The organism is Streptomyces cinereospinus, from assembly GCF_042430725.1.
Lineage (GTDB): Bacteria > Actinomycetota > Actinomycetes > Streptomycetales > Streptomycetaceae > Streptomyces > Streptomyces cinereospinus.
The window spans coordinates 24,866-34,678 of record NZ_JBHMCY010000082.1 but is presented as its reverse complement, the minus strand read 5'-3'; the positions used below and the strand labels follow the sequence as shown (position 1 = coordinate 34,678).

Sequence of the window (9,813 nt, the reverse complement as noted above, 5' to 3'; positions counted from 1 at the left end):
CGGCCGCGGGCTCGACGCCCCGGTCGACATGGCGCCCCGCAGGCCCGGCCGCCCGGCCGGCACGGCGTGCGCCGCGCGCCCGCCGGCGCGTCCTGTGGGGCGGGTCCGGGTGGGGGAGTGGTTGTGCGGTCGCGGGTCGGGGCGTCGGCGTGAGCACCGGCGTGTCTGCCGGGGGCCGGGCCCGGGACGGGGAGCCGGTCGTCGGCCGGGGCGAGTGGGCCCGGACGTCGTGGAGAGGCGGAGTGCGCTCGTCGTCGTCCGGCGTGGCGGCTACGCCGACACCTTCGCCGCCTCGCGGACCTCCGGGGAGCTCAGCCGGTCCGCCGCGCGGTCGGCCGTGCGGCGGGCCCAGCGGCCGGTGGTGAGGGCGCCGAGGACGAGGACCGCGAGGCCGCACCCGGCGAGGATCCACCAGCCGGGGCGGGCCGCCGCGACGAAGCTCTCCCGGTACGCCGACGCCCCGACGCCCGCCGCCAGCACCGCGCCGATCACCGCGACCCCCAGGGTCTGGCCGAGCTGGCGGCTGGTGGAGGCGACGGCGGCGGCCACGCCCGCCTGGGCACGGGGCATGCCGGACACCGCGGTGTTGGTGATCGGCGCGTTCACGAAGCCGAAGCCCACGCCGAACAGGAGGTAGCCGGCGAAGAGGCCCGCGTCCGACGTCTGCGCCTCGAACGCGCCGAACAGCACCGCACTGGCGGTCATCGCGAGCCCGGCGATCACCAGCGGCAGCCGCGGGCCCCGGCTGCCCACCAGCCGCCCGGACAGCGGCGCGCACAGGAAGGTCGGCACGGCCATCGGGAGCATCCACAGGCCGGCGTGCAGCGCGTCCAGCCCCCGGACGTTCTGCAGGTACAGCGTCGACAGGAACAGGAAGCCGCCCAGCGCCGCGAACGCGCTGATCGCGATCACCGTCGCCCCGCTGAACGGCGCCGAGCGGAAGAACCGCAGGTCGATCAGGGGCTCCGCGCGGCGCGGCTCGTAGACGAGCAGCCCCAGCAGCGCGGCCACCGCCACCGCCGCGAACGGCAGCACCGCCGCCGGCCCGGCGTTCGGCGCCTCGATGATCGCGTACGTCGACGACCCGAACAGCGCGATCACCAGCAGCTGGCCGACCGGGTCGGGCCGCCGGGCCCTGGGGGCGCGGGACTCCGGGACGTGGCGCAGCGTCAGCAGCAGTGCGGCGGCCCCCACCGGGAGGTTGACCCAGAAGATCGCCCGCCAGTTCACCGCCTCCACCAGCAGGCCGCCCACCAGCGGGCCCGCGGCCATCGACAGGCCGACCACCGCGCCCCACGCCCCGATCGCGCGGGCCCGCTCCCGCGGCTCCGTGAAGGTGTTGGTGATGATCGACATGGCCACCGGGTTGAGCATCGAGCCGCCCACCGCCTGCACCATGCGGAAGACCACCAGCGTCTCCTGGTCCGGCGCCACCGAGCAGAGCGCCGAGCCGACGGTGAAGACGGCCAGGCCCGTGACGAAGACCCGCTTGCGGCCGATCCGGTCGGCCGTGGAGCCCGCGAGCATCAGCAGGGACGCGAGGACGAGCGTGTAGGCGTCGATGGTCCACTGAAGGCCCGAGGTATCCGTGTGGAGGTCGTCCTGCATCGAGGGCAGGGCGACGTTCAGGGCGGTGTTGTCCAGGCTCACGATCAGCAGGCTCATGCAGCAGATCGCGAGAACCAGCAGGCGTCGGCGCGGGGAGAGCTCGGGCATGCCCCCCATCGTACGCCTGTTTTAATAGTGTTCCTAACTAATCAGTTTTACCGTCTCCTTGCCTTGGCACGGCACAATGGGGGAATGCCCACGCCCCTGCAGATCGGTCCGCACACCGTCCAGCCGCCCGTCGTCCTGGCCCCCATGGCCGGGATCACCAACGCGCCCTTCCGCACCCTGTGCCGGGAGTTCAGCGGCGGCAAGGGCCTGTTCGTGAGCGAGATGATCACCACCCGGGCGCTGGTCGAGCGCAACGAGAAGACCATGCAGCTGGTCCACTTCGACCCCACCGAGCGGCCGCGGTCGATCCAGCTGTACGGCGTCGACCCGGCCACCGTGGGCAAGGCCGTCCGCATGATCGCGGAGGAGGACCTGGCCGACCACATCGACCTGAACTTCGGCTGCCCGGTGCCCAAGGTGACGCGGAAGGGCGGCGGCTCGGCGCTGCCGTACAAGCGCAACCTGCTCCGGGCGATCCTCCGGGAGGCCGTCAGCGGCGCCGGCGACCTGCCCGTCACCATGAAGATGCGCAAGGGCATCGACGACGGCCACATCACCTACCTCGACGCCGGCCGGATCGCCGTCGACGAGGGCGTGACCGCGATCGCCCTGCACGGCCGGACCGCCGCCCAGCACTACGGCGGCACCGCCGACTGGGCGGCCATCGCCCGGCTGAAGGAGCACGTGCCGGAGATCCCCGTGCTGGGCAACGGCGACATCTGGTCGGCCCAGGACGCCGTGCGGATGGTGCGGGAGACCGGCTGCGACGGGGTCGTGGTGGGGCGCGGCTGCCTGGGGCGGCCGTGGCTCTTCGCCGACCTGGTGGCCGCCTTCGAGGGGCGGGACCAGGACATCGCCCGGCCCGCGCTCCGCGCGGTCGCCGACGTCATGGTCCGGCACGCCACCCTGCTCGGCGAGTGGATCGGCGACGAGTCGCGCGGCGTCACCGACTTCCGCAAGCACGTCGCCTGGTACCTCAAGGGCTTCGCGGTCGGCTCCGAGATGCGCAGGCGGCTCGCCGTCACCTCCTCGCTGGCGGAGCTGCGGGCCGGGCTCGACGAGCTGGACCTCGGCCAGCCCTGGCCGGCCGGCGCCGACGGGCCGCGCGGCCGCACCTCCGGCAACAACCGGGTCGTGCTGCCGGACGGCTGGCTGAAGGACCCCTACGACTGCGCGGGCATCGGCGAGGACGCCGAGCTGGACACCTCCGGCGGCTGATCAGCCCCCGGGGCGCGGCCCGCCGGGCGTGGAGCCGTACGCGGTCAGGAAGCGGTCCCGGAAGTCGCTCATCCGCCACACCGGGGCGTCCTCCGCGGGCCGCAGCCCGTCCGTCCACCCCCAGTCCGCGATCCGTTCGAGCACCTCGGGGTCCTTGGCGACGACCGACACCGGCACGTCCCGGCCGGCGTCGTGGCCGCTGACCCGGACGATGGGCTGGTGGTCGCCGAGGAAGACCAGGACGGTGTCCTCGGTGCCGTACCGGCGCAGCCACTGGGTGAGGCTGGTCAGGGAGTACTGGATCGACTTGCCGTACTCCTGCTTCGAGCGGGTGCCGTCGGCGATGACGTCCGCCGGGTCGGTGCCCGCCCGCTCGACGGGGCCGAACAGCGAGCCGTCGCCGAGGTCCTCCCAGTCCACCATCCGCGGCAGCGGCGACCAGGGCTGGTGGCTGGAGGTCAGGATGATCTCCGCCATCAGCGGCCGGGTGCGCGGCCGGCCGTGCTCCAGCCGCTGGAACGCCTCCAGCGCGTACTGGTCCGGCATGGTCGACCAGCTGAACTTCGGGCCCCGGTAGCCCAGTTCGAAGGCGTCGTACACGGTGTCCAGGCCGTAGAACGCCGCCTCCGGCCAGCCCTTCTGCACCCCCGGCATGATCCCGGCGGTCCGCCAGTCACCGGTCTTCTGGAACGCCTTGGTGAGGGTCAGGTGGTCCCCGGAGGTGACGGTCGCGTACCGCTGCTGGCTGTCGACCCACAGCCCGGACAGGAACGTGGAGTGGCCCAGCCAGCTGCTGCCGCCGAAGGTCGAGGAGGTCAGCCAGCCGCTCCTCGCCGCGAAGCCCGCCTCGGCGAGGCCGTCGGTGGCGGTGTCCAGGGTGCGCCGGACGCCGGGCGAGATCAGCGGGTCCTCCACCGCCTTGCGGCCGTAGCTCTCGATGAAGACGAACAGGACGTCCTTGCCGCGCAGGTCCGGCACCAGCTGCTCGCCGGGGGTGCCGGCGAAGACGTCCGCCTTCGCCTCCCGGGCGAACGCCGCCTCGTCCCGCAGCGTCGCCTGCACCCGCCGCACCCGGCTCTCCGCCAGTGCCACCGCGTTGTCGGCCGCGACCGGCAGCCCGGCGAACTGGACGCCCAGGGCGTACGCCAGCGTCCACACGACGGCGGCGGCGAGCGTCGAGCGGACGGCGACCGTGCGGTGCCGCGCCAGTACGCCGCTGAGCCGGACCGTCGCCAGCGTCAGCGCCGCGCACAGCGCGGCGGCCAGGGCCAGGGCGCCGATCAGGAGCAGGGTCGCTCCGGCCGGGCCCATCGCGTCCCGCAGGTACGACCGGGCGTCGTCGAGCAGCCCCCAGTCGAGCACGAGGTCGAAGCGCCGGCCGAGGTACTCGTAAAAGCCCATGTCGAGCACGTTCAGCGCGGTCGACGCGGCGAGCGCGAGCCCGGCGGCGACGGCGACCGCCAGCCTCGGGCGGCGGCGCGGCAGCGCCAGCAGCACGGCCGCCGTGACGATCGCCTCCACCGGGACGCGCACGAACATACCCGGCGTGACGGTGTGCAGGGTGTTGGGCAGCAGCAGCGCCGCCAGGACCAGCGCCGCGGACAGGGCGGTGACGGCGCGGCCCAGGACGCGGGCGGCGCGTCGGGTGCCTCGGGTGCGTCACCGTTCGTGCGCCGTGGTTGACGCGTGAAGACAGCCACCCGAGGGTCCTTCCGTACGACGGCGTGGTGCGGTCGGCGGACCCGGCGTGGGGGAACGGGTCCGCCACCCACAGGTACGGCCCGCCGCCCCCCGGCGTTCAGCGCCGCCGGAAATCCACCGCCGCCGCGGCCGTCCGGCGCCGGCGGCTCACGCGCCGCCGACCGCCGTCAGCAGGGCCAGCGGTGTCGCCGCCGCGCGCGACTCCCGGACGCAGGCGTGCGGACAGGGCACCGGCTCGGCGTGGCCGTCCCGGCCGTACCCGGCGAGCACCTGCGGCAGCCGGTGCCCGGTCGCGGTCGCCGCGTCGACCAGCGCGTGGGCGACCGTGCGGGCCTCGTCGTGCAGGCCGTAGCGCGCCAGGCCCAGCGCGATCAGCGCGTTGTCGTGCGGCCAGACCGCGCCGCGGTGGTGCGACAGCGGGTGGTACGCCCCCTGCCCGGCCGCCAGCGTGCGCACCCCCCAGCCGGAGAAGAAGTCGGGTTCGAGGAGCCGCCGGCCGACCGCCTCGCCGTACTCCTTGTCGAGCAGCCCGGACCACAGCAGGTGCCCGGCGTCCGAGGCCAGCGCGTCCACCCGGCGGCCGGCGCCGTCCAGCGCCAGGGCGGGGAAGGACCGGTCCGGCATCCAGAAGTCGCGCTGGAAGCGGTCGCGCAGGTCACCGGCCGCCTGCTCCAGCAGCGCCGCGTACGTCCCGTCGTCCCACACCGTGCGGGCCAGCCACGCCGTGCGGCGCAGCGCGTCGTACGCGTAGCCCTGCGCGCCGGCCGCCGTCACCGGGCCGGCCGGCCGGTCGCCGTCGGCGCCGCAGATCGCGCCGACGGAGTCCTTCCAGCTCTGGTTGGCGAGGCCGCCCTGGTCGGCGCGGTACACCAGGTAGCCGCGGGAGGTCAGCCCGCCGTGGTCCAGCATCCAGCCCACGGCCGCGCGGGCGTGCGGCTCCAGGCGGCGGGCCAGGCCGGTGTCCGCGGTCTGTTCGACGTACGCGCCGAGCAGCACCAGGAAGAGCGGGGTGGCGTCCACCGAGCCGTAGTAGCGCCCGTAGGGCACCTGCCCGAAGTGCGCCAGCTCGCCGTGGCGCACCTCGTGCACGATCTTGCCGGGCTGGGCGACCGCGGCGGGCTCCGTCCCGGTCGCCTGGGTGGCGGCGAGGGCGGGGAGGGTGGCGGCGGCGAGCCGGGGGCGGTAGGGCAGGGCGAAGAGGGAGGTCAGCAGGGCGTCCCGGCCCAGCAGGGTCAGGAACCACGGGGCCGCCGCGGCCGGGACGCGCAGCTCCTCGCCGTCCGGGCCGGTGGCCGGGACCCGCAGCGCGGCGAGGTCGGCCAGGCCGCGCGCGCAGGCCGCCGACAGCTCCGGCCAGCCGGTCGGGAAGGCGACGCCCTCCAGGAAGGCGCCCTCCAGCGCCAGCAGCCGCTCGGTCACGGCGGCCGGGGAGCGGGGCACGCGCAGCGCCCGCTTCTCGCCGTGCGGGCGGGCGACCACCCGCAGGGTCAGCTCGGCCGTGCCGTGCGCCGGCAGCTCCACGGCCCACACCAGGCGGCGGGCGCCGGTGCCGGTCTCCTCCACGGCGTCCGGCGCGGGGTCGGCGGTCACCGTCGTGCGCGACAGCCACGCGCCCCGCCGGTAGGTGAACTCCACGCCGTCCTCGACGGCCTGCCGGGCGCGGACGGCACCGGCCTTGGCGTACGTGCGGTGGTCGGAGCGCAGCTCGAACTGGTCGGTGAAGTCGGCGTCGACGGTGAGCGCGAGGCGGACCGTGGCCGGCGCCGGGCGGTTGCTGGTGACCCGCAGCAGCTCCACGAAGGAGCTGTCCCCGACGGCCTGCTCCCGGAAGAGCGTGCAGGCGGCCGGTTCCTGCCGGCCGCCGCGCGGCACCAGGACACAGCGGGCGGTGTCCCCGCCGGCGACCGGGCTGAGCGCCTCGGGCACGGCCCCGTCGACGGTGAGCTGCCAGCGGCTCAGGTGCCGGGCGTCCCGCACGAACAGGCCCTGCGGTGCGCTGCCGCCGCGCACGCCGCTGATGTCCCCGCCGTCGCCGACGGCGGCGAACGTCCCCCCGTACACGAGCAGATGATGCCGGTCCGTCATCCCCGGTCCCTCCCCTTGGCTCCGTTGACGTCCTTGGCTTGCAGTAGGTCGAGCGTGAGCGCGGCGGTCCAGCTGAAGCCGGTCGCCCCGCGGGCCTCGCCGGTGTGCGGGTCCACGTACTCCGCGAACCCGGAGGCGTCGGCGGCCTCGATCATCGCGTCGCGCAGGGCGTCGGCCCGCGCGCTCGCGCCGTGCGTCCTGAGCCCCCGCTCCAGCAGCCAGCCCGTGTTGAACCACGCGGGCCCGCGCCAGTACCGGTGCGGGTCGAACGCCTCGCCGAGCAGGTCGTAACTGGGCACCAGCCGCGCCCCGAAGTGCGGTCCGGCCAGGGTGCGCACGAGGGCGTCGGCGACGTCGCGGGGGAGGCCGGGCAGCAGCAGGGGGACCAGGCCGCAGACGCCGCGCTCGGGCACCGGCCCGCCGCCGCGCAGGTCCCGGCAGAGGAACATCCCCGCCTCCGGCTGCCACAGCCGCTCGACCAGCACGCCGGTCAGCCGTTCCGCCCGGGCCCGGCGGGCCGTGCCGGTCGCGCCCAGCTCGCGCGCGATCCGCGCCAGCGCGTGCTCGGAGGCGATCAGCAGGGCGTTGAACGCGGGGTCCTCCACCGCGAACGCGTCCGCCCCGGCGCCCGCGTCCCCCGCCGGCGCGTCCCGGTAGCACCGGTCGCGGTAGTCCGCCGCCAGCCGTACGTACCGTCCGTAGTCCAGGTCCGTCGGCCGGTCCTCGGGCGCGCCGTGGGCGAGGTCGGCGCGGCGGAAGGTGCGGGCCGGGGCCGGGGTGACGCGGGCGAGGGGGGCGTCCCAGCAGGGGCTGTTGTCCATGCCCTGCTCCCAGGGATGGATCACCGACGCCAGGCCGGCGCCGCCCAGGTCCCGCCGGTGCAGCAGATACCGGTGCCAGGCCGCCAGCCGCGGGTACACCCGGGCGAGGAAGCCGCGCGCCCGCGACAGCCCCGGGTCGGCGCGGTGCACCAGCCACGCCGCCAGCGCGTGCACCGGTGGCTGCACGATGCCGGAGGTCTGTACGGTGCGCGGGGCGCCCGCGGCGCGGCCCGCGGTCGAGGAGCGCCAGAAGTCGGGGCTCGGGAAGTACGCGTCGAGCGGCACGGAGGGGTTGAAGACGATGTGCGGGATCCGCCCGTCGCCCCACTGCGCGGCCAGCAGCGTCTCCAGTTCCGTCTGCGCCCGTAACGGCGACAGGTGCCGCAGCCCGATCGCGACGAACCCCGAGTCCCAGGACCACTGGTGCGGGTACAGCGCGCGTGAGGGCACCGTGGACGTTCCGGTCCAGTTGCCGGCGAGCACACGCGCGGCCCTCAGGTGCGGTGTCCCGGCCCGTGCGCCGGGATCGTATGCGACCGCGGACCGGGCCGGCCGGTCGGTGACGTGGGTGGTGCGATCCACTCGGGGCTCCCCGGAAGACGTCCGGCGGGCCGGGGCGAGCCCGGCTACCGTAGAGTTACGTCTATTTAACACGCAAAACCCACTATGTAATGCAGGGTGGGGAAACACAAGGGGGTGCGCATGTCCGGACGTTCCACGACCCAGGCCAGCGCGGGGGAGCTGCTCGCACTCGTGCGCACCGGCCGCGCCACCACCCGGGGCGCCCTCCAGCAGGTCACCGGCCTGTCCCGGGCCACCGTCGGCCAGCGCCTGGACCGCCTGTTCCGTGCGGGCTGGCTGCGCGAGGGGGCCGGCGGCCCGGTGGACTCCCCGCTCGGCGGCCGCCCCTCCATCACCCTGGAGTTCGACGACGCGCACGCGGTCGTCCTCGCCGCCGACCTGGACACGCGCCACGCCCGCGTGGCCGTGCTCTCGCTGACCGGTGACGTGCTCGCCGAGCACGGCGGCACGCTGGTCGTCGAGGACGGCCCGGAGCAGGTGCTCGGCGAACTGGGGCGGTGGTTCGCCCGGTTGCTGCGGCAGGCCGGCCGCGGCGCCGCCGAGGTCTGCGGCATCGGCCTCGCCGTCCCCGGCCCGGTCGACACCGGCACCGGCCGGGTCGTCCAGCCCCCGATCATGCCGGGCTGGGACGGCTACGACATACGCGGCCGGCTGGGCCGGGCGTTCACCGAGCACACCGGCGCCGGGCCCGTCCCGGTCCTCGTCGACAACGACGCGAACCTCATGGCCTACGGCGAGCAGCGCACGAGCCACCCCCGCTGCTCGGCGTTCGTCCTGGTCAAGGTCTCCACCGGCATAGGCGCGGGGGTGGTCGTCGACGGCTCGCTCTACCGGGGCGTGGACGGCGGCGCCGGGGACCTCGGCCACATCCGGGTGCCGGAGGGCGCCGACGCGCTGTGCCGGTGCGGCGCGTACGGGTGTCTGGCCGCCGTCGCCAGCGGCGGTGCCGTGGCCCGGCGGCTGGCCGAGGCCGGTGTGCCGGCGGCGTCCGGTTCGGACGTGCGGGGGCTGCTGGCGGCCGGGCACCCCCAGGCGGTGGGGCTGGCGCGGGAGGCCGGGCGCCGGGTCGGCGAGGTGCTGGCGACGGTCGTGACGCTGCTGAACCCCGGGGTGCTGATGATCGCCGGAGATCTGGCCGGGACCCCCTTCCTGACGGGTGTGCGCGAACTGCTGTACCAGCGGGCGCTGCCGCGCTCCACGGCCCGGCTGGAGGTGGTGACCTCGCGGCTGGAGGAGCGGGCGGGACTGGTAGGGGCGGGTGCGCTGGTGGTGGAGCACCTGTACGCGCCGGACCGGGTGGAGGAGCGGCTGCGGGCGCTGGGCGTGTGACGTCCGCATGGTGAAATGCCGCCGCCTGTGGCAGCGTGATTCTCGCCACCCTTGATAAGGGCTACGCTCAGATGAGCGGATCGTGGGCGACTGCACTTCTCCAAGGGGTGGCACTGAGTGCCACCGTTTGATCGTTCATCGATCGAAAACAAGCGTGCTGGAGGCCGCTCACATGAGCGCAACATCCCGTATCTGAGGGAGCTTGCGTTCAAGAAATGAAAACATTCGGCCGTCACAGCTTACCAAGCTTTGACTTTTGATCCGGTGGCGGACGAGTGGTTACAGGCGTATGACGCGCAAGTAGACGTACCCAGGCGCCTTCGATCTGGGTATGTTCCTGGCCGTCAGGGCAGCCACCGCG

6 protein-coding genes are annotated in these 9,813 nt (G+C 74.9%); 2 read left to right on the top strand and 4 right to left on the bottom strand.

The genetic code is table 11. The annotated features are described in order from the left end of the window. Positions 1 to 270 precede the first annotated feature (270 nt). The gene (locus ACFF45_RS30440) at positions 271 to 1,716 is read right to left on the bottom strand and encodes an MFS transporter (RefSeq protein ID WP_381349971.1); all 1,446 of its coding nucleotides are present in this window, start codon (positions 1,714 to 1,716) and stop codon (positions 271 to 273) included. Between the two features lie 84 nt (positions 1,717 to 1,800). Between ACFF45_RS30440 and dusB the strand changes: the two genes are divergently transcribed. After that, positions 1,801 to 2,934 carry a tRNA dihydrouridine synthase DusB gene (dusB, locus tag ACFF45_RS30435; RefSeq protein WP_381349970.1) on the top strand — a complete coding sequence of 378 codons (1,134 nt, stop codon included), beginning with the start codon at positions 1,801 to 1,803 and terminating at the stop codon, positions 2,932 to 2,934. Here dusB and ACFF45_RS30430 read toward each other — a convergent pair whose 3' ends face one another. The 3 genes from ACFF45_RS30430 to ACFF45_RS30420 form a co-directional block, all read right to left on the bottom strand. Beyond that, positions 2,935 to 4,473 (bottom strand): alkaline phosphatase family protein, encoded by a 1,539-nt coding sequence (locus ACFF45_RS30430; protein WP_381349969.1) that lies wholly within the window; start codon positions 4,471 to 4,473, stop codon positions 2,935 to 2,937. It abuts the gene before it with no gap. A gap of 309 nt (positions 4,474 to 4,782) precedes the next feature. Further along, positions 4,783 to 6,720, bottom strand: coding sequence for an amylo-alpha-1,6-glucosidase (locus ACFF45_RS30425; RefSeq protein WP_381349968.1), 1,938 nt, complete (start codon positions 6,718 to 6,720; stop codon positions 4,783 to 4,785). Continuing rightward, the gene (locus tag ACFF45_RS30420) at positions 6,717 to 8,123 is read right to left on the bottom strand and encodes an MGH1-like glycoside hydrolase domain-containing protein (RefSeq protein WP_381349967.1); all 1,407 of its coding nucleotides are present in this window, start codon (positions 8,121 to 8,123) and stop codon (positions 6,717 to 6,719) included. The genes ACFF45_RS30425 and ACFF45_RS30420 overlap by 4 nt, the downstream gene beginning before the upstream one ends. A 120-nt stretch (positions 8,124 to 8,243) precedes the next feature. Between ACFF45_RS30420 and ACFF45_RS30415 the strand changes: the two genes are divergently transcribed. Beyond that, positions 8,244 to 9,452: an ROK family protein gene (locus ACFF45_RS30415; RefSeq protein ID WP_381349965.1), complete on the top strand. Its 1,209-nt coding sequence runs from the start codon at positions 8,244 to 8,246 to the stop codon at positions 9,450 to 9,452. Positions 9,453 to 9,813: the final 361 nt, after the last annotated feature.